Source organism: Pseudoxanthomonas sp. X-1 (assembly GCF_020042665.1).
GTDB classification, from domain to species: Bacteria; Pseudomonadota; Gammaproteobacteria; order Xanthomonadales; family Xanthomonadaceae; genus Pseudoxanthomonas_A; species Pseudoxanthomonas_A spadix_A.
In genome coordinates, this window is the sequence record NZ_CP083376.1 from 35254 (window position 1) to 55408 (window position 20155).

17 protein-coding genes are annotated in these 20155 nt (G+C 70.3%); 7 read left to right on the top strand and 10 right to left on the bottom strand.

The window, feature by feature from the left end:
- Nucleotides 1-92: 92 nt before the first annotated feature.
- The 3 genes from LAJ50_RS00155 to bphP all read left to right on the top strand — a co-directional run bounded on the left by LAJ50_RS00155 (nucleotide 93) and on the right by bphP (nucleotide 4021).
- Nucleotides 93-1427, top strand: coding sequence for an ATP-binding protein (locus tag LAJ50_RS00155; protein WP_138654209.1), 1335 nt, complete (start codon nucleotides 93-95; stop codon nucleotides 1425-1427).
- Between the two features lie 93 nt (nucleotides 1428-1520).
- Nucleotides 1521-2114: a biliverdin-producing heme oxygenase gene (locus LAJ50_RS00160; protein ID WP_138654211.1), complete on the top strand. Its 594-nt coding sequence runs from the start codon at nucleotides 1521-1523 to the stop codon at nucleotides 2112-2114.
- Nucleotides 2111-4021, top strand: a complete 1911-nt coding sequence (bphP, locus tag LAJ50_RS00165; RefSeq protein ID WP_138654213.1) for a bacteriophytochrome BphP — start codon at nucleotides 2111-2113, stop codon at nucleotides 4019-4021. The genes LAJ50_RS00160 and bphP overlap by 4 nt, the downstream gene beginning before the upstream one ends.
- Before the next feature lie 18 nt (nucleotides 4022-4039).
- Here the strand turns inward: bphP and LAJ50_RS00170 are convergent, their stop codons facing one another.
- The 6 genes from LAJ50_RS00170 to LAJ50_RS00200 form a co-directional block, all read right to left on the bottom strand.
- Nucleotides 4040-5098 (bottom strand): glycoside hydrolase family 5 protein, encoded by a 1059-nt coding sequence (locus LAJ50_RS00170; protein WP_138654215.1) that lies wholly within the window; start codon nucleotides 5096-5098, stop codon nucleotides 4040-4042.
- 174 nt (nucleotides 5099-5272) lie between these two features.
- Entirely contained in the window at nucleotides 5273-6454 is a 1182-nt protein-coding gene (locus LAJ50_RS00175) for a benzoate/H(+) symporter BenE family transporter (RefSeq protein ID WP_138654217.1), read from the bottom strand.
- Nucleotides 6455-6744: 290 nt separating this feature from the next.
- Complete coding sequence (locus LAJ50_RS00180) at nucleotides 6745-8190, bottom strand: FAD-dependent oxidoreductase (RefSeq protein WP_130551387.1); 1446 nt, start codon at nucleotides 8188-8190, stop codon at nucleotides 6745-6747.
- Nucleotides 8191-8305: 115 nt separating this feature from the next.
- Entirely contained in the window at nucleotides 8306-12763 is a 4458-nt protein-coding gene (gene gltB / locus LAJ50_RS00185; RefSeq protein WP_138654219.1) for a glutamate synthase large subunit, read from the bottom strand.
- A 271-nt stretch (nucleotides 12764-13034) separates the two neighbouring features.
- Nucleotides 13035-13517 (bottom strand): OmpA family protein, encoded by a 483-nt coding sequence (locus LAJ50_RS00190; protein ID WP_138654221.1) that lies wholly within the window; start codon nucleotides 13515-13517, stop codon nucleotides 13035-13037.
- A gap of 702 nt (nucleotides 13518-14219) precedes the next feature.
- Nucleotides 14220-14582 carry an I78 family peptidase inhibitor gene (locus LAJ50_RS00200; RefSeq protein WP_138654223.1) on the bottom strand — a complete coding sequence of 121 codons (363 nt, stop codon included), beginning with the start codon at nucleotides 14580-14582 and terminating at the stop codon, nucleotides 14220-14222.
- A 162-nt stretch (nucleotides 14583-14744) separates the two neighbouring features.
- Between LAJ50_RS00200 and LAJ50_RS00205 the strand changes: the two genes are divergently transcribed.
- Complete coding sequence (locus LAJ50_RS00205) at nucleotides 14745-15794, top strand: DNA topoisomerase IB (protein ID WP_224096625.1); 1050 nt, start codon at nucleotides 14745-14747, stop codon at nucleotides 15792-15794.
- A 73-nt stretch (nucleotides 15795-15867) separates the two neighbouring features.
- Here LAJ50_RS00205 and LAJ50_RS00210 read toward each other — a convergent pair whose 3' ends face one another.
- From LAJ50_RS00210 to LAJ50_RS00225, 4 genes are all read right to left on the bottom strand, one after another.
- Complete coding sequence (locus tag LAJ50_RS00210) at nucleotides 15868-16182, bottom strand: hypothetical protein (RefSeq protein ID WP_138654227.1); 315 nt, start codon at nucleotides 16180-16182, stop codon at nucleotides 15868-15870.
- A gap of 108 nt (nucleotides 16183-16290) precedes the next feature.
- Nucleotides 16291-16536 (bottom strand): hypothetical protein, encoded by a 246-nt coding sequence (locus LAJ50_RS00215; RefSeq protein WP_138654229.1) that lies wholly within the window; start codon nucleotides 16534-16536, stop codon nucleotides 16291-16293.
- Nucleotides 16517-16963, bottom strand: a complete 447-nt coding sequence (locus tag LAJ50_RS00220) for a 3-dehydroquinate dehydratase (protein ID WP_138654231.1) — start codon at nucleotides 16961-16963, stop codon at nucleotides 16517-16519. Before LAJ50_RS00220 ends, LAJ50_RS00215 begins: the two co-directional genes overlap by 20 nt.
- A gap of 11 nt (nucleotides 16964-16974) precedes the next feature.
- Entirely contained in the window at nucleotides 16975-17376 is a 402-nt protein-coding gene (locus LAJ50_RS00225) for a hypothetical protein (RefSeq protein WP_130551379.1), read from the bottom strand.
- A gap of 247 nt (nucleotides 17377-17623) precedes the next feature.
- Between LAJ50_RS00225 and LAJ50_RS00230 the strand changes: the two genes are divergently transcribed.
- Genes LAJ50_RS00230 through kdpA form a run of 3 tightly spaced genes read left to right on the top strand, consistent with a single transcriptional unit; the run spans nucleotide 17624 to nucleotide 20155 of the window.
- On the top strand, nucleotides 17624-18325 hold the full coding sequence (locus tag LAJ50_RS00230; protein ID WP_138654233.1) for a TorF family putative porin: 702 nt from the start codon (nucleotides 17624-17626) through the stop codon (nucleotides 18323-18325).
- Between the two features lie 20 nt (nucleotides 18326-18345).
- On the top strand, nucleotides 18346-18438 hold the full coding sequence (locus tag LAJ50_RS00235; protein WP_130514578.1) for a potassium-transporting ATPase subunit F: 93 nt from the start codon (nucleotides 18346-18348) through the stop codon (nucleotides 18436-18438).
- 13 nt (nucleotides 18439-18451) lie between these two features.
- Nucleotides 18452-20155, top strand: a complete 1704-nt coding sequence (gene kdpA, locus LAJ50_RS00240) for a potassium-transporting ATPase subunit KdpA (RefSeq protein WP_138654235.1) — start codon at nucleotides 18452-18454, stop codon at nucleotides 20153-20155.

A 20155-nucleotide genomic window follows, 5' to 3' on the forward strand; every position in this document is an offset into this window, starting at 1 on the left:
TCCCGTTGCGCGCCTTGCAACGGACGGGCGATGGCGCGCACCTACACTGGTCCTCCGTCCCGCGGATGCGCCTGATCACCATGGATGACAGCATGCGTTCCCCGCCCGGGGCGCGGGAACCGCAGGGCTCCGCGCCGACCCACGAGCGCATCGAGATCATCGATGCCGAAGGCCGTGTGCGCCTGGCCACGGGTGACCCCGCCGATCCCCCGCCCGGCGGCTTCTGGCTGGCGTGCTGGCACCAGGCGCAGCGCGCACACGCGCGTCAGGCGCTGGACGCGGCCTGGGCCGGACGGCGGGCGCACTTCGTCGCGCCGCGGACGGACGGCGAGACGCCCTGCTGGGACGTCGGCCTCGGCCCGCTGCGCGACGCCTGCGGCGCGATCGACGCGGTGGTCGCGGTCAGTCGCCGGATCGGCGACCGGGACCGGCGCGAAGACTCCCCGGAGACAGGCGAGGCCTTCCTGGGCAGCGACCTGCGCCAGCTGGCGCAGGCGGCCGCCGAGGAACGCGCCCACGCGCAGGCGCTGCAGCGCAAGCTCGGCCGGGTCAGCGCCAGCCATCGCCAGGTCCGCGAGGAAAGCATCGGTCTGCACGACCGCCTGCTGCAGGCCGACGGCGACGCCGCGCTCGGCGCGCGCCGCGAGCGCGCGCTGCAGCACCAGCTCGACCTGGCCACCGTGGCCCGGCGCAGCGCCGAACAGGCGAGCCGCCAGGCGCAGAAGGGCGCGGCCATGGGCCAGCTGGTAGCCGGCATCGCCCACGACTTCAACAACATGCTCCAGGTCGTGCAGATGACCCTGGACATGATGGCGCTGCAGTCCGAGTCCGATCCGCACCAGATGCGGCTGCTGGCGCGGTCGCAGGAGGCGGTCGGCCACGCCGTGGACCTGGCCAGGCGATTGCTGGCGTTCGGACGCGAGCATCCCTACCACGCCGAAGCGCTGGACCTGGGGCAGGTGGTGGCCGACATGCTGCCGCTGATCGAGCATGGGCTGGGGCCGCGCATGGCCCTGGCGCTGGCCCCGGCCGGGGACGCATTGCCGATCCGCTCGGACCGGCACTCGATCGGACAGGCGCTGATGAACCTGTGCGTCAACGCGCGCGACGCCTGCCAGGGCCACGGACGCATCGACATCGCGCTGGGCATGGAGGACGTGCCCGCCGAGCGGGACGGCGCCCTGCACCGCGCCGGCGGCCGCTATGCCTACGTGGAGGTGCGCGACAATGGCTGCGGGATGGACGCGGCCACCCGCGCGCGCATCTTCGACCCCTTCTTCACCACCAAGCCCGAAGGCGTGGGCACCGGGCTGGGCCTGGCCCAGGTGTCCGGCCTGATGCGCCAGTCCGAAGGCTTCGCCACGGTGCAGTCCGAACCGGGCCAGGGCGCCTGCGTGCGGCTGTACTTTCCCGCGCTGCAGACGTGATCGCCGGCCGTCGGCGAACGCGCGCCCGGGGATGGCCGCACCGCCGCGCTGGTACGCTTGGCGCGATGTCCCGTCTCGATCTTCCGGTCCCGCATGCCTGCTGACGCCGCCCACGCGCCGCCTCCCCTCGCGCACGCGCTGCGCGAGGCGACCGCCCAGGCCCACGCCGCGGTCGAAGCCCTGCCGCACATGCACGCGCTGGCGCGGGGCATCCTGCCCCCCGACCAGTACGTGCGCGTGCTGCAGCGGCACCTGGCCCTGGTCGAACCCTGGGAGCGCACGCACGCGGCCTGGCTGGCGACGCTGGCGGCGCCGGGCTGGCGCTACCGCGCGCGCGGACCGGCGCTGCGTGCCGACCTGGTCGCGCTCGGCGCGGCCGCGCCGCCGGTGGCGCCGCTGGCCGAGCCCGAACCCGCGGCCGCGGCCTGGGGCCAGCTGTACGTGATCGAGGGGTCGCTGCTGGGCGGGCGCCTGATCGCACGCGCGTTCCGCACCGCGCAGCCGGCGCTGGCCGCCGCGCTGGCCTACTTCGACCTGGGCAGCGATGCGCCCGGCGCATGGCGCCAGTTCCAGGCCTGCCTGGAGGCGGCGCTGCCGTCCGATCCGCAGCGCCAGGCCGCCATCGGCGGCGCGCAGGCGATGTTCTCCCGTTTCCACCAGCAGCTCGCCACGCAGGTGTCCGCATGACGCTCTCCCCGGACACGCTCGACCTGGACGCCTGCGCGCGCGAGCCGATCCACATCCCCGGCTCGGTCCAGCCCTACGGCGCGCTGCTGGTGATCGAGCCTTCCAGCGGGCGCGTGCTGCAGGCCAGCGGCACCGCCGCCGAGCTGCTCGGCGTGCCGCATGCGCAGGTGATCGGCCAGCGTTGGGACGCGCTGCTGACGCTGGAGGCGCGCACGCTGCCGGCGGCCGACGCGGTGGGCGAACCGCTGCATCTGGCGCACGAACCGGTGGCCTTCCCCCAGCGCGCCGAGGCGCCGGACCAGGCCTACGTGGCGGCCTGGCATCTGTCGCCGGGCCAGTGGCTGGTGGAGATCGAGCCGCGCGACTCGCAGGCCTCCGACGCCGGCGTGCGCGACGTGCTGCCGGTGCTGCGCCTGGTCGAGCGCGACCGCCACATCCACGAGGCCAGCCTGCGCGTGGCGCGCGAGATCCACGCCCAGCTCGGCTACGACCGGGTGATGGTCTACCGCTTCGACAACGACTGGAACGGCGACGTCATCGCCGAGGCCAGGCGTCCGGAGCTCGAGGCCTACCTGGGCCTGCACTACCCGGCCACCGACATCCCCTCCCAGGCGCGCGCGCTGTACATGCGCAACCGCGTGCGCCAGATCGCGCACGTGGGCTACCGCCCCTCGCCGATCGAACCGCCGCTGGACCCGCGCGACCACGCGCCGGTGGATCTGAGCGACGTCAGCATCCGCAGCGTGTCGCCGGTGCATCTGGAATACCTGGGCAACATGGGCGTGAGCGCCACGCTGGTGACCTCGATCGTGGTCAACGACGCGCTGTGGGGGCTGATCGCCTGCCATCACTACGCACCGCTGTTCGCCAGCCACGCCATGCGCGATGTCGCCGATGCGCTGACCCGCGGTCTGGCCGCGCGCATCGGCGCGCTGCAGGCGGTCGAACGGGCGCGCACCGAGACCGTGCTGCACACCGTGCGCGAGAAGCTCATCACCGCCTTCAACGACGCCGACACGCTCTCCAGCGAGATGCTGACCGAGCTGGCGCCCGAGCTGATGGATGTGGTGGATGCCGACGGCGTGGCGATCTACCAGGGCGAGGAAGTGATCGGCTACGGCACGCTGCCGTCGATCGAGGACCTGGCGCGCATCCGCCGGCAGATCGAGGCGCGCGACGACGAGGTCCTGCGCGAAGGCGTGGTCGGCGCGCTGCACGTGGACGCCATCGGCCGCGCCTTCCCGGAGCTGGCCGATCTGGCGCCGCTGGCGGCCGGACTGATCTTCGTGCCGCTGATGCCGCTGGCGCGCAGTGCGCTGCTGTGGACCCGCCGCGAGCAGATCGAGACGATCAACTGGGCCGGCAACCCGGAGCTGGCCAAGCTGGTGGACATCCCCAATTCGCGCCTGTCGCCGCGCAAGAGCTTCGACCTGTGGCAGCAGACCGTGCGCGGCCAGGCGCGGCCGTGGTCGCCGCTGCACCTGGAGTCGGCGCGCAGTCTGCGCGTGCTGATCGAGCTGATGGAGCGCAAGCGGGTGCAGCAGGATTTCGGCCTGCTGGAGGCCTCGCTGGCGCGGCTGCGCCACGGCGTGGCGATCATCGAGCGCGGGCCGACCGGGATCGGCCGGGTGCTGTTCGCCAACGATGCCTTCGCCCACCTGGCCGACGAGGACGCCAGCGGCATGATCGGCCGCGACATGCGCGCGCTGCTCGACCCGTCGGTGTCCGAGGCGCAGCTGCAGGCGCTCAAGCAGGGGCTGCGCGCGCGCGCGCCCAGCAATGCGGTGCTGCCGCTGCGCGTGGCCAACGCCGAGCCGGTGCTGCAGCAGTTCGACTTCGAGCCGCTCCCGGTCGGCCACGGCCGCGAGGTCAGCCACTGGCTGCTGCAGCTGCGCGACCCGGACTGATCCGGGCCGCGCGCCAGCTCAGTTGGCCTTCTTGCCGGTGATTCTGCCGGCGTAGTCGCGCAGCGTCGGCAGCTGCGGCTTGGCGCTGCCATCGCGATTGGGCTGTACGTTGAACGGGTAGGTCGGCGACCACCACGCGCCGGCCGCCCAGTAGCTCCAGCCCAGCCACTGCTGCGGATGGGCCTGGATATGGGCCAGCATCGCGTCCAGCGCGGGGATGCATTCGGCGCTGGCGCCGAACTCGCCCAGGAAGCCGACCTTGTTGTTGGCCTCCAGCCAGCGCGTGAAGCCCTCCAGCCGGCGCGCGCCGATCTGCGGGTCGTCGCCGCACTCGGGCTTGGTGCCGGAGGAATCGCGGTCCAGGTACTGGTGCGCTTCGAACGCCAGCCGGTTGGCCGGGTCCTTCAGCCCGGCCAGCGCATCGCCGTTGGAGACGCCGCGACCGGCCGAGGCGTTGTTCCAGCTGTGCGCGCCGCTCCAGGCCGTGCCCGGGACCAGGATCAGGTTCTTCGCGCCGGTGCCGCGGATCGCATCGATCGCCGCCTGCGCGGCGGCGGCCCAGTCGTTCGCGCCGATGTCGTGCGGCTCGTTCATCAGGCCGAACAGCACCTTGTCGTTGTTGGCGAAGGCCGGCTCGCTGGCCAGCCGCCGCCACAGGTCGGTGAAGCCCGCGACCGGCACCGCCGCGCTGCCGATCGTCTGCCCGTTGTAGGCGCCGTAGTTGTGCACATCCAGCAGCAGGGTGATGTCGTGCTTGCCCGCGGTCTGCACGGTCTTGCGCAGCAGGTCCAGCTGGGCGCGGTCGAACTCGCCGTTCAAGGTCGGCTGCAGGCGCTCCCACAGGAACGGCAGCCGCACCAGGTTCATGCCCTGCGCGGCGAAGTAGGCGAAGTCCGCGTCGGTGGGGTAGGTGTAGTCCTTGTACAGCGTGCCGGGCTTCTTGCTCGACTGGAACTCGGCCCCGGCCAGGTTGACCCCGGCATAGCGCAGGGCCTGTTCGGCGTGGGCCAGCGGGGTGGCGAGGGCGAAGGTGGCGGCCAGCAGCAGGCTGGCGCGACGGGAGCGGATCGGGCGCATGGACGTCTCCGGATCAGGCGCCGCCGACCCGGCGCCGTTCCGCGCGCGGGCGGGTGCGACAGGCCACGATGCGAAACAGCGAAGGCGGCAGGTGGGGGACGGCCGCATCGTGCTACCGAGCCTAGGCGATCGCGCGCGACTGTCCCATGAAACCCGTCACGCATGGCGCAGCGGTCAGACCTTGCGCGGCTTCAGGATCAACAGCGTCAGCACGCCACCGACCAGGCCCCAGAACGCCGCGCCGATGCCGGCCAGGCTCAGGCCCGAGGCGGTGATCAGGAAGGTCACCAGCGCCGCCTCGCGGCTGCCCTCGTCCTTGACCGCCGTGCCCAGCGCGCCGCCCAGCGTGCCCAGCAGCGCGATGCCGGCGATGGCCATGACCAGTTCCTTCGGGAACGCCGCCAGCAGCGTCACCACCGTGGCGCCGAACAGTCCGACGACGAGGTAGAACACACCCGCCCAGACCGCGGCCATGTAGCGCCGCGCGCGGTCCGGGTGCGCCTCGGGGCCCATGCAGATCGCCGCGGTGATCGCCGCCAGGTTCAACGAGAACGCGCCCAGCGGCGCCAGCAGCGCGGTGAGCACGCCGGTCCAGCCGATCACCGGCGAGACCGGCACCTGAAAACCGGAGGCGCGGATCACCGCCACACCTGGCACGTTCTGCGAGGCCATGGTCACCACGAACATCGGCAACGCGATGCCCAGCAGCGCGGCCAGCGAGAACCGGGGCGTCACCCAGTCCGGCCGGGCCAGCGTCAGATGCGCCTGCTCCAGATGCAGCGTGCCCGTGGCAGCGGCCACCAGCACGCCGACCAGCAGGCAGGCGATCACCGCGTAGCGCGCCCACCAGCGGCGCATCGCCAGATAGGTCGCCAGCATCGCCAGCACCAGCAGCGGCTGGGTCTTCACCGCGACGAAGGTGTCCAGGCCGAAGCGCAGCAGTACTCCGGCCAGCATGCCGGCGGCCAGCGGCAGCGGAATGCGGTGCAGGGTCTTCTCGAACAGGCCGGAGAAGCCGGCCACCGCCACCAGCACCGCGCAGACCACGAACGCCCCGATCGCCTCGGGCAGTGGCAGGCCGGTCGGACTGGCCGCCAGCATCGCCGCCGCCGGCGTCGACCACGCGGTGACCACCGGCACGCCATAGCGCAGCGACAGCGCGATGCAGCTCACGCCCATGCCCAGCCCCAGCGCCAGGATCCACGAACCGATCTGCGCCTGACTGGCCCCCACCGACTGCGCCGCCTGGAACACGATCACCACCGAACTGGCGAAGCCCACCAGCACCGTAACGAAGCCGGCCGCCATGGCCGAGAGCGAGGAATCGCGCAGCACGCGCACGGGCGAGGCAGACATGGTCGGGACGAGACGAGGGGAGGGAGACGTTGAGCTTAACGGGGGACTCCAGCGCCGCCCACTTCGGTTGCATGCGCAACCGGATGCATCCGCAGGAACCTCGCCGGATCCTCGCGCTCGCGGGAATGACGAGGTGGTGTCAGGCGTGGGCGATGCAGCCCGCCGCTGCGTTCATCAGACACGCGTCGCTCCCGCTAACCGTCGCTCTCGCGAACGTTATGCGGTCCGGAGCCACGTCCATGGATCCCCGCGTTCGCGGGAATGACCATGGGGCTGTTCGTCGGGTGCGCTCAGGCCAGCAGCAGCTCGGCGATGCTCTGGGCTGCGTCGCGCCCTTCGGCCACCGCCGTCACCACGAGGTCGGCGCCGCGGACGGCGTCGCCACCGGCGAACAGCTTCGGATGCGTGGTCTGGTAGGGCAGGCGCTCGTCGCCGCCGGCGACGATGCGGCCGTTGGCCTGGCCTTCCACGCCCACCGCCGACAGCCATGCGGGCAGGGTCGGGGAGAAGCCGAAGGCGATGATCACCACGTCGGCGTCCAGCAGCGATTCGCTGCCTTCGATCAGTTCGGCGTTGCGGCGGCCGCGCGCGTCGGGCTCGCCCAGGCGGGTCTCGGCCACGCGCACGCCGACCAGCTGGCCCTCGGCACCGGCCTCGATCGACAGCGGCTGGCGATTGAACAGGAAGCGCACGCCTTCCTCGCGCGCATTGGCGACCTCGCGCGCGCTGCCGGGCATGTTGGCCTCGTCGCGGCGATAGGCGCAGGTGACCTTGGCCGCGCCCAGGCGGATGGCGCTGCGCACGCAGTCCATGCCGGTGTCGCCGCCGCCCAGCACGACCACGCGCTTGCCGGTGAGGTCGGGCAGGGTGATCTTGTCCTCCCAGCCGGCGATCGGCCGGCCCCAGCCGTCGCTGCCGGTGACGATGCGGCTGTTCTGCACCAGGAAGGGCAGCGCCGGCAGCACGTTGGGCAGGTCCTGCCCGGGCAGGCCGCCGTCGGTGTAGCGATACGCGCCGGTGCCCAGGAACACCGCGTCGAACTCCTCCAGCAGTGCATCGAGGGTGACGTCGCGCCCGATCTCCACGCCCAGGCGGAACTCCACGCCCATGCCCTCGAGCACCTCGCGGCGCTGGGCGATCACGCTCTTGTCCAGCTTGAAGCTGGGGATGCCGAACTGCAGCAGCCCGCCGATCTGCTCATAGCGGTCGAACACCACCGCCTGGATGCCGGCGCGCGCCAGCCGGTCGGCGCAGCCCAGGCCGGCCGGGCCGGCGCCGATGACCGCCACGCGCTTGCCGGTGGGCTGCACGCTGGACAGGTCCGGCCGCCAGCCGGTGGCCAGCGCGGTATCGACGATGTACTTCTCCACCGCGCCGATAGTGACCGCGCCGAACTCCTCCAGCGTGCAGCTGCCTTCGCACAGGCGGTCCTGCGGACACACCCGGCCGCAGACTTCCGGCAGCGGATTGGTCGAGTGGCACAGCGTGGCGGCCTCGTGGATGCGGTTCTCCTGCACCAGCTGCAGCCACTGCGGGATGGCGTTGTGCACCGGGCATTTCCAGCTGCAGTACGGATTGCCGCAGTCCAGGCAGCGGCCGGCCTGGTACTGCGCATCGGCCTTGTCGAACTTGCCGTACAGCTCGCCCCAGTCGCCGGACGTGCGCAGCTCCACCGGAATGCGCGAGGGCATCTGCCGGGGCAGGTCGAGGAACTGGAAGGCGTGCTTGCGGCTCATGGGGGTGGGATTCGGGATTCGGGATTGGGGATTCGAAGAGGCGGGACCGGGCGGGGGGATTGGGGAGGGATCGCTGCCGCCAATCCCGAATCCCCAATCCCCAATCCCGTCGCCATCAGGCGGCGCGCCTCAACGCGTCGGTCAACGACTCGATGCTGGCGGCCTTGGGTTTGACCAGCCAGAACTTGCCGATGTAGTCGCGGAACTCGTCCAGGATCTGCTGGGCCCAGATGCTGCCGGTGAGTTCGCGATGGCGCTGGATCAGGGTGTGGATGTGCTGGCGGTAACTCTCGAATCCTTCGCCGCTGATGCGGTGGATGTCGATCAGCTCGTGGTTGTAGCGGTCCACGAAATCGCGGTCCACGTCCAGCACGTAGGCCAGCCCGCCGGTGAAGCCGGCGCCGAAGTTCAGGCCGACCCGGCCCAGCACCATGACGATGCCATCGGTCATGTACTCGCAGCAGTGGTCGCCGGCGCCTTCCACCACCGCCAGCGCGCCGGAGTTGCGCACCGCGAAGCGTTCGCCGGCGCGGCCGGCGGCGAACAGCTCGCCACCGGTGGCGCCGTACAGGCAGGTGTTGCCCAGGATCGCGGTGTTGCGCGCCTCGAAGCGCGCTCCACGCGGCGGGCGCACCACCAGCCGGCCGCCGGCCATGCCCTTGCCCACGTAGTCGTTGGCCTCGCCTTCCAGCTCCATGTTCAGGCCGCCGGCGTTGAACGCGCCGAAGCTCTGCCCGGCCGTGCCGCGGAAGCGCAGCTGGATCGGGGCATCGCTCATGCCGTGGTTGCCGTGGGCGCGGGCGATGGCGCCGGACAGGCGCGTGCCGATCGAGCGGTCGGTGTTGTGGATCAGGTGGCGGTGGTCGCCGCCGGCCTTGGTGGCGATCGCCCGCGCCAGCTCCGAATCCAGCTGCGTGGCCAGGCTGTCGGGCGGCTCGTACAGGCGCTGCGCCGCGCAGGTGCCGCCGTCGACCTGGGCGCCGGCCAACAGCCGCGTCAGGTCCACGTGCACGCCCGGACGCGGGCTGTGGACGACCTGCTCGAGCAGGTCGGTGCGGCCGACGATCTCGTCCAGCGAGCGCACGCCCAGGCGCGAGAGCCACACGCGCACTTCCTCGGTCAGCAGGCGGAAGTAGTTCTCCACGCGCTCGGGCAGGCCGGTGAAGTGGTCCGCGCGCAGGCGCTCGTCCTGGGTGGCCACCCCGGTGGCGCAGTTGTTGAGGTGGCAGATGCGCAGGTACTTGCAGCCCAGCACGATCATCGGCCCGGTGCCGAAGCCGAAGCTGTCCGCGCCCAGCAGGGCGGCCTTGATCACGTCCAGGCCGGTCTTCAGGCCGCCGTCGGTCTGCAGCACGGTGCGCTCGCGCAGCTGGTTCTGCACCAGGGCCTGATGGGCCTCGGCCACGCCCAGCTCCCACGGCACGCCGGCATAGCGGATCGAGCTGATCGGCGAGGCGCCGGTACCGCCGTCATGGCCGGAGATGGTGATCAGGTCCGCGCCGGCCTTGACCACGCCGGCGGCGATGGTGCCCACGCCGGCATGGCTGACCAGCTTCACCGACACCAGCGCCTTCGGGTTGACCTGCTTGAGGTCGAAGATCAGCTGGGCCAGGTCCTCGATGGAGTAGATGTCGTGGTGCGGCGGCGGGCTGATCAGGCCGATGCCGGGCTTGGCGTAGCGCAGGCGCGCGATCAGCTCGTTGACCTTGTGTCCGGGCAGCTGGCCGCCTTCGCCGGGCTTGGCACCTTGGGCGACCTTGATCTGCAGCACCTCGGCATTGACCAGGTACTCGGGCGTGACGCCGAAGCGGCCCGAGGCCACCTGCTTGATCTTGGAGCGCTTCTCGGTGCCGTAGCGGGCCGGGTCCTCACCGCCCTCGCCGGAGTTGGAACGCCCGCCCAGCCGGTTCATGGCGATGGCCAGCGCCTCGTGCGCCTCGGGCGAGAGCGCGCCCAGCGAGATGGCGGCGGTGTCGAAGCGGCGCAGCACGTCGCCGGCCTCGGCGACCTGATCCAGCGGCAGCGGCGTATCGGCCAGCTTGAGCTGCAGCAGGTCGCGCAGGGTCGAGACCGGGCGGTTGTGCACCGCGTCGGTGTAGGCCTGCCAGTCCCCCGCATCGCCGGTGCGCGTGGCGCGCTGCAGCGTCATGACCACGTCCGGGTTGTACATGTGGTACTCGCCGCCGTGGACGTACTTGATCAGGCCGCCGACCTCGGGCTTGCGCAGGTCGTTCCAGGCGTTGCGGGTCAGCTGCCGGGCCTCGGTGTCCAGGCGCTCGAAGCCCACGCCGCCCACGCGGTTGGCCGCGCCGGGGAAGCACAGCTCCACCACCTCGCGGTCCAGTCCCACCACCTCGAACAGCTGCGCGGCGCGATAGCTGGCGATGGTGCAGATGCCCATCTTGGAGATGATCTTGGACAGGCCCTTGTAGACGCCCTTGCGGTACTTGCGGCCGATCTGGGCCACTTCGCCGCCGGCCTTGAGCAGCAGGATGCCGCGCCGGCCCAGGTCGAACAGGGTCTGGTAGGCCAGGTACGGGTACACCGCGGTGGCGCCCACGCCCAGCAGGCAGGCCATGTGGTGCGGATCGCGCGCGGTGCCGGTCTCGATGATCAGGTTGACGTCGCAGCGCAGGCCGACGTTGGATAGGTGGTGATGCACCGCGCCGGTGGCCAGCAGCGCATGGACCATCGGCCGCTCGGCGACCGGGTAGCGGTCGGACAGCAGGAGCATGACCATGCCTTCGCGCGCGGCGGCCTCGGCCTCCCGGCAGATGCGCTCGATGCCGGCCTTGAGGCCTTCCTCGGGCGCATAGGACAGGTCGATCAGCCGATTCTTGTGCGCGTACTGGTCCATCTTCAACAGCTGGCGCAGCTTGCGCTGGGACAGCACCGGCGAGTTGAGGATGACGTGGTTCACCGTCTCCGGGCCGGCGTGGAAGATGTTGGTCTCCCGGCCCAGCTGGGTGGACAACGACATGGCGATGCCTTCGCGCAGCGGATCGATCGGCGGGTTGGTCACCTGCGCGAAGGCCTGGCGGAAGTAGTCGTACAGCGGCCGGGTGTGCTGGCTCAGCACCGCCATGGGCGTGTCGTCGCCCATCGAGCCCGTGGCTTCCTGCTCGGTCTCGGCCAGCGGGCGCAGGATCTGCTCCACTTCCTCGGTGCTGAGCTGGAACAGCTTGTGGTAGCTGCGCAGGGTCTTCTCGTCGAAGGGCTCCTCCACCAGCGAGGGGTCGATCAGCTCGGTCTGCAGATAGGTCACGCCCTGCTGCAGCCATTGCTTGAACGGCGCGCGGCCGCGGTTGATGCGGTCGATCGCATCCGAATCGAGCAGGTCGCCGCGCTTGAGGTCGATGGCCATCATCTCTCCCGGGCCCAGCTTGCCCTTGCGGGTGATGCGCTCGGCCGGCAGCTCCCACACGCCCGCCTCGGAGGCGACCAGGAAGTGGCGGTCGGAGGTCAGCATCCAGCGCGCCGGGCGCAGGCCGTTGCGGTCGAGCATGCACGCCGCATAGCGCGCATCGCAGGCGACGATGCCGGCCGGGCCGTCCCACGGCTCGGTGTTCAGGCCGTAGAACTCGTAGAACGCGGCCAGGTCGGCGTCCTTGAACTCCAGCGAGGCCGTCGCCGGCGGCACCAGGATGCGCAGCGCCTGGATCAGCTCCATGCCGCCGGCGACCAGCAGCTCGAGCATGTTGTCCAGGCTCTGCGAATCCGAGCCGTGCATCGAGATCACCGGGTCGAACTGGGCGATGTCGAACTTCGGCGTCTTCCACACCTTGCTGCGCGCCTGCGCCCAGGAGCGGTTGCCCTCGATGGTGTTGATCTCGCCGTTGTGCGCCAGCAGGCGGAACGGATGCGCCAGCGGCCAGCGCGGCATGGTGTTGGTCGAGAAGCGCTGGTGGAAGACCACCGCGCTGGAGGTCAGGTCGTTGCGCTGCAGGTCCGGATAGAACACCGGCAGCTTGTCGGGCAGCACCATGCCCTTGTAGCCGATGACGTGCGGCGACAGGGTCACCACATAGAAGTCGGGCGTGGTCTCGCGCAGGGCCTGCTCGGCGCGGCGGCGCGCCAGGAACAGGGCCAGGGCGAAGGCCTCCACGTCCTGCTCGGCGCCGGCCTCGACGAAGATCTGCTCGATGCGCGGCAGGGTGGCCTTGGCCAGCTCGCCGCATACCGACTCGTCGGTCGGCGGCACGCGCCAGCCGCACACGCGCACGCCGGTGGCGGTCAGTTCGGCCTCCAGGCGGTCGCGGCAGTCGTGCGCGGCATCGCCGTCATTGGGCAGGAACACCAGGCCGGCGGCGAAGCGGGCGCCGACCTCGATGTGCGCCTCGCGCGCCAGCGCCCGCAGGAAGCCTTCCGGCTTGCGGATCAGCAGGCCGCAGCCGTCCCCGGTCAGGCCATCGGCCGCCACGCCGCCGCGATGGGTCATGCGCGACAGGGCGGTGATGGCGGTATCGACGAGCTGTCGCGAGGGCTGGTCGTCCAGCTGCGCGATCATGCCGAAGCCACAGGCATCGCGTTCGTCGTTGGGGTCGTACAGCCCGTGGCGGTTGCGGGGGGCCATTGGTGCTACCTCGAAAACGAAGGAGGGGCAGGCGGCACCCGAGCCCTTCGATGGGCGGCGCAGACGTGAAGAAGGTGTCACCGGACTTGCGATGACACCACAAGTTGGTGCGACGCCGCAACGCCTGCGCCACGTTGGTGCAGTGACGGTTTCAGGGGCAACAAAACCGCGGCATCCGACCGCGCTGTCCGATGCAAGCACGCCGTCGGCCGGCCTTCACACAGGCCGCCTGGCGACGCCGCAAGCAAAGCCTGGAAGGAGGGCACGTAAGCTAAGGCGATCGGCTAGGGACCTGATTAACTTCCACACGGCGATTAACAGATCGTCCTTCTTCTGTTGAGTTATCGGCTATTGGCATCTCGGCGCCAAGCCCTTCGACACGCTTGAACGATGACGGGTCAGCTCCATGCGCGATTAGCCAACCATGCACGGCTTCGGCTCTGCTGGCAGACAACTTCTGGCAATCGCTGGGAGCGCATTCTTCGGTGTCCGTGAATCCGAGAATTTCAAAACGAAGACTCCTATACTTCTTGACGATGAGCAAGTCTCGATTGATTGCCGCCACTGCAAAATCCCCATCCAGGGATGAATTCAGGGATTCAGTATTCCTCGGCTCACCTTTTTTGAAGTTGATTGGCGCCATTTCTAATCCTGAAATGGTCGGCGGCGCATCGTTCTGCGCATTTGCATGCCTTGCAACGGTGCACGCCCCGCAAAGGGCCGCGAGGAAGAGTCCAGCGATTTTCTTGCTCATCTACCGCTCCCGTTTGTATTCCCGTTGCAGGATGCATCAACGGAACCTTGCCCTTGGCGCTCAATTTGCTCCTCGTTGTAGCCGCCGCCCGGCGTCCATCCATCCGACCACTCTTGGCGGCATCAGCGACACGATTTAATGCGGTCTCAAACTTGCTACAACTGCCGCGACGGCCATCCGAGCAGATCCACCGACCATCGGGATCAGTGAATCTGTATGGATTGTCGTTTGCGTACCAATAGCGATTAAAGCTGACCCCCCCGGTTTGAATAGGCGGCAATGGGATCGACGCTGAGAAATCTTCCGATAACGGGATCGTAGTAACGCTGCTGCATGTAGTTCAGCCCGGTAGACGCATCCAAGACATGTGCGCTATATCCAGCCCGTCGGTATCTGGGCGGTTGAGTACGTCGCCATAAGGGGCGTACTCGGTACGTTCAATGACGTTGCCGTTGGTATTGGTGATGGCGACCGGGCTGCCCAGTGCATCGGTGTGAATGTATTCAACGGTCTGTGCGTGACCGATACGCACAGACCGGCCGCACTCAGGAGTGCGACTGTTTTCTCCCAGAAACAAAGCTTCCAACCGGGCGGAGCTTTCGTGGCCGCGATTCTGAGGCTCGCGTTCACAGAGTCCATTCCTTGGCCTGTTGTGAAGGCTGAAGAGTAGCCTCCCAAGAGGTTTGGAAATGGAGGCGCGTGTCAGCCGCAGCGCACGGAAACCGCCACGCCCTTCTCGTCGACCTCGATGTTGAGCCGGCTCTCGTTGAATTCCAGCGTCACCGGCTGGTTGGGCTTGAGCGTGCGCGCACTCTTGGCGCCGGAGTCCTTCTGCGCCTGGTCCACGTCGGCCGGGCCGGGCGTCTTGCCGACGATCCACTGCGCCTGGGTGGCGTCGCAGGCGCTGGCGTCGGCCGGCGGCGCGGCTTCCGGCGTCGGGGTCGCGGCGGCATCGGCGCGCTGCTCGGACTGGGCGAGCGCCTGCTCCTGCTCGTCGGGCTTCGGCGCGGTACAGCCGGCCAGCAGGAGGAGCAGCACCAGCGAAGAGGCGGAGGGACGGGACATGCGGGGGCTCCGTGGCGGTGAGAGGCTCATGTTAACCAGCCGACGCGACGGCGCGCGCCCGGGTTGACGGGCCTTTCATGCGCGAGCAGACAACGTGCCGACGGCATGGCTTCCTCCGCACCTTCCTCCAAACGCGATTCCGCGACGGCCGTGCCCTCGCCCATGGCCGGCGTGGCCAAGCTGGCCGGCCTGGTCTATGTCAGCGACGCCGAGCCCGGTTACTCGCGGCGACGCGCCGGCAAGGGCTTCGGCTATCGCGATCCGGAGGGCCGCGCGGTGCGCGACGCGTCGACGCTGGCCCGCATCCGCACGCTGGCGATCCCGCCGGCCTACACCGAGGTCTGGATCTGTCTGCACGAGCGCGGCCATCTGCAGGCCACCGGGCGCGATGCGCGCCGGCGCAAGCAGTACCGCTATCACCCGGACTGGATGCAGGTCACCGGCGAGGGCAAGTTCGACCGCATCGTGCAGTTCGGCGCCGCCCTGCCGCGCCTGCGCCGGCGCCTGCGCCAGGACCTCAAGCGGCCCGGCTTCCCGCGCGAGAAGGTGCTGGCGATCGTGGTGGCGGTGATGGCCGAGACGCTGGTGCGCATCGGCAACGCCAGCTATGCGCGCGACAACCGCTCCTTCGGCCTGACCACGCTGCGCAACCGGCACGTGGCCTTCGCCCGCGACCGGGTGCGGTTGAAGTTCCGCGGCAAGGGCGGGCTGGAGCACGACATCGGTATCGACGATGCGCGCCTGGTCAAGCTGATCCGCGCGGTGCAGCACCTGCCGGGGCAGGCGCTGTTCCAGTACCAGGACGACGACGGCGCGCTGCAGCCGGTCGATTCGGGGCAGGTCAACGCCTACCTGCACGAGGTCATGGGCGAGGACTTCACCGCGAAGGATTTCCGCACCTGGGGCGGCACGCTGGCGGCGTTCAAGCTGCTGGCGGCCACGCCGGTGCCCGAACCGCCCAGCAAGACCGCGTTGAACCGCGCCAAGAACGGGGTGATCAAGGAAGTCGCGCGTGCGCTGGGCAATACGCCGGCGGTGTGCCGCAAGGCCTACATCGATCCCTGCGTGTTCGTGGCCTGGGAGGACGGGCGGCTGCAGAAGGTCGCCGGCAGCGCGCGCGGCGAGCGGCAGTGGGAGCAGGCCGCGCTGAAGCTGATGGCCAAGGTGCACCGCGTCTCCCTGCGCAAGGCCAAGCGCGCGGCCGAGGCCTGAATCCGGCCGCCCGACACGACAACGCCGGCGCACAGGCGCCGGCGTCGGGACATCCGGGTATCGCGGATCAGGCTTACTGCATGGCCACCGAGGTGCCGCTGCAGCCGATGGCGGTGATGGCGTTGTGCTCGCCGACCTGCACGTGCACGGTCGAGCCGCCTTCGGTCGCCGGGGCGGCCTGATCGCCGGTGGACAGCGCCGTGCTGTCGCTGTCCACGCGGATGCGCTCCAGCGTCGGCTGCGCGGCGGCCAGGCCGACCGCGCCCTTGACCATGTCGGTATGGCAGGTGCCGGAAATGGTGCCGTCCAGCGGCGCGAACGCCAGCGGCGCCGAGGCGCAGGCGGACAGGGCGAGGGAAACGGCGGCGGCGGTCAGGACAAGGCGCATGGAACTCTCCGGTCGGGATGCAACGGCCTCCAGCATTGCCGCGCCCGTGTTGCGGCGTGATGAAGCCATGTGTCACACCGTGTCGGCCGCCGGGCCCGGACGACGGGCCTAGAGCCGCGCCAGGGTGCGGATGCGCACTTCGCCGGCCGCCACCCCGTGCCGCTCGGCCGCGCGCTGCTGCAGGTCGTGCAGCCAGGCCGCGTCCGCCCCCGGCAGCGCGTCGCCGGGTGGCCCGGCCTGGATCAGCTGGCCCCAGCCGATCGCCTGGCCGCCCACCCACACCTCGTAGTCGACGAAGTAGCGCACCGGTGCCGGCGCGCGTCTCGCGGCCGGCTCAGGTGCCCACATGGACATGGCCCACCTCACTGCAGCCCAGATGCTCCAGCGCGAGCGACAGGGCCAGGGTGTAGCTGTGCGCGCCATAGCCCTGGGCGCGGGCGATGCGCCGGCCGCCGCTGTCGGGCAGGCAGGCCTCGGGCTGGCCGGGCAGGTCGTCGTGCACTTCGATGTAGGGCAGCGGCTGCCGCGCGAGCAGATCGTGCAGGCGCGGGCTGGCGCCGCAGGCGCCGGGGTCGAGCAGCACCAGTTCGACCTGCGAGCGCTGGCACAGGGAGAGGGTCTGCAGCAGTTCGCGCTCGCTGGCGCAGCTGCGCAGGGCAATGGCCTTGCCGGCGCAGCAGGCCAGCTCGGCCAGGCCGTGCATCACCGGCGAGGGCAGGGATTCGGGCGGGGCCGGCGGGGTGGTGAGGTGGTCGGGACCGCGGACGATGACGATGGACATGGCGATGGCCCTCAGTGCGCCTGGTCGGAGGGGATGACCAGGCGCGCGGCCACGGCCAGGGCCATGGTCCGGCGCGCGGGGGCGTCGCGGTCGACATTGAACACGGCCAGGGCCGCGTGCTGCGGATGCGCCCAGTGGGCGAACTCCTGCGCGCTGTGGTCGTGCATTTCGATGTAGGGCGCGTCCAGCGCATCGAGCGCGTCGCGCAGGGCGGCGGCGTGGAGCGCGCGATCGCGCGCGGACCAGGGGCCGGGATCGAGCACCACCAGCGGCGCGCGCTGGCAGCGGGCCAGGTGCAGGCCGCCGACGATGGCGGGCAGGGTGTCGCACTGGATCAGATCGATGGCGAGCTGCGGATGCGGCGGCAGGGACAGCCGGCCGGTGGCCGGCCCTTGCAGGAAGACGATGGACATGGACGTGCAGGCAACGCACCAGGTGCGGGAGGCGCATCGTCCGCGCCGCGGGCGTCAAGCCGCCATGCGCGCACCCGGCCCGCACCGTAAATTCTTCGCAACATCGTGCCGCGCCGTGGCGGAAGCCGGAAATTTGATGCGTTCTTTACGCGGCGGCGGCGCGGCGCGCGTGGAGACTTTACGGGCCCGGGGCGGACGATGGCGGCCCTTCGGCGGAGGGGTTCCGCCATCGATGAGTCGTCCGAACATGCTGTCGCTCCCGCTTTCCCGCGCACTGCCGGCCCTGGGCCTGGCGGCGCTGTCTTCTCTCCCGCTGGCCGGCCACGCCGCCACGCTGGGGGGCAATGTCACCCTGACCAGCGATTACGTCTGGCGCGGCACCACCCAGACCCAGGGCGATTTCGCCGCGCAGGCCGGCCTGAAGGCCACCGCCGACAACGGCCTGTACGCCTCGGCGTGGGGGTCCAACGTCAAGTTCGCCCCCGACACGCACGCCAGCAGCGAGCTGGACCTGGCGGTGGGCTGGAGCGGCGCGCTCTCGCAGGACTGGGCCCTGGATACCAGCCTCATGCAGTACCGCTATCCGTCCAGCGCAGTCGATCTGAACTGGTATGAGCTGGGCGCCACGCTGACCTTCCGTTCCAACACCTGGCTGCAGGTCGGCTGGTCCGACGATGTGATGGCCACCCGCGCCAGCGGCACCTACGCCCAGATCGGCACGCGCGTGCCCCTGGGCGAGCATGTCCGCCTGGAAGGCGCACTGGGCCATTACCGGCTCGAGGATGCCTATGGCGACAGCTACACGCATGTGCAGCTGGGCGCGGTGTGGGCGTTCAAGGCGCCGTTCGAGCTGCGCCTGACCTGGCACGACACCGACAGCGCCGCCAAGGACCTCTTCCCCGGCCTGGCCGGCTCCCGCGTGGAAGCCGCCCTGCAGGCCGGTTTCTAGCATCCAACGGAGAACACGTCATGCCTGGCTGGCTTGCCCTGACCTGCGGCGCCCTGGTGATCCTCGCCGCCGCCTACCTGCTCTACGTCGTGCTGCGACCCGAAGACTTCTGAAGGAACCCACGACATGCTCGAGATCTTCCTGATCCTGGCCGCCGCGCTGCTGCTCGCCTGGCCGCTGGGTCTGTACCTGGCCAAGGTGATGCGTGGCGCGCCGATGCGCGGCGATGCGCTGTTCGGCCTCGTCGAAAAGCCGCTCTACGCGCTACTGGGCGTGGATCCCGCGCGCGGCATGTCCTGGCGCGGCTATGCCGGCGCCTTCGTGCTGAGCAACGTGGTGGTGGGCGTGCTGGTGTGGGCGATGTTCATGACCCAGGCCTGGCTGCCGCTCAATCCCGACGGCGTGCCCAACGTTCGCTGGGACCTGGCGCTGCACACCATGGTCTCGTTCCTGACCAACACCAACCAGCAGCACTACTCCGGCCAGGCCCAGCTGTCCTACCTGTCGCAGATGGTGGCCATCACCGGGCTGCAGGTGATCACCCCGATGATGGGCCTGGGGCTGGCGGTGGCCACGCTGCGGGCGTTCTTCGGCAAGGGCCGTGCCGCCGATGCGCAGGAAGGCGATGCCCGCGCGGTCGATGTGGGCAACTACTACAGCGATGTGATCCGCGCCTGCGTGCGCTTCATGCTGCCGCTGTGCCTGCTGTGGACGCTGCTGCTCGGCAGCCAGGGCGTGCCCTCCACGCTGCAGGCCGGCCCGACCGCCACGCCGATCGCGCACAGCGCGGACTTCAGCGCGCAGAAGCTGCCGCTGGGTCCGGTCGCGGCGATGGTTGCGGCCAAGCAGCTGGGCACCAACGGTGGCGGCTGGTATGGCCCCAACAGCGCGATGCCGCTGGAGAACCCGACGCCGTTCTCCAACGCGCTGGAGTGCATCGCCATCGTGCTGATCCCGATCGCGGTGGTGGTGATGGTGGGCGCGTTCACCGGCCGGCGGAAGCTGGCCGGGCTGATCTTCGGCAGCATGGTAGCGATGTCGGCCGCCTCCACCGCCGCGCTGGTCTGGGCCGAGGCCCATTCGGCCAGCGCCGCCAGCCCGCTGCTGATGGAGGGCAAGGAGGTGCGCTTCGGCGCCGACGCCTCGGCGCTGTGGGCGGCGCTGACCACCCAGACCTCCAACGGCTCGGTCAACGCCATGCACGATTCGCTCAGCCCGCTCAGCGGCGGGGTGGCCATGGTCGACATGCTGATCAACGCCATCTGGGGCGGCATCGGCTGCGGGCTGCAGCAGTTCGTCGTGTACCTGCTGCTGGGCGTGTTCCTGGCCGGGCTGATGACCGGGCGCACGCCGGAGCTGTTCGGCCGCAAGATCGAGACCGCCCAGGTCAAGCTGCTGGCGCTGCTGATCCTGCTGCAGCCGATCGTGCTGCTGCTGTTCACTGCGATCGCGCTGGCGGTGCACGCGCTCACGGCCAACTCCAATCCCGGCTTCCACGGCATCAGCCAGGTGTTCTACGAGTACGCCTCGGCCTTCGCCAACAACGGCTCGGGCTTCGAGGGCCTGGGCGACAGCACGCCGTGGTGGAACCTCAGCTGCACCCTGGTGCTGCTGCTGGGCCGCTACCCGGCGCTGATCGTGCCGCTGGTGGTCGCCGCGCAGCTGGCCGCCAAGCGCGCCGCGCCCGAGTCGCCGGGCAGCCTGCAGATCGAAACCCCCACCTTCGCCCTGACCCTGATCGCGGTGATCGCCGTGCTGACCGTGCTGCAGTTCATGCCGGTGCTGGTGCTGGGCCCGGTCGCCGACCACCTGGCGCTGATGGCGCACTGA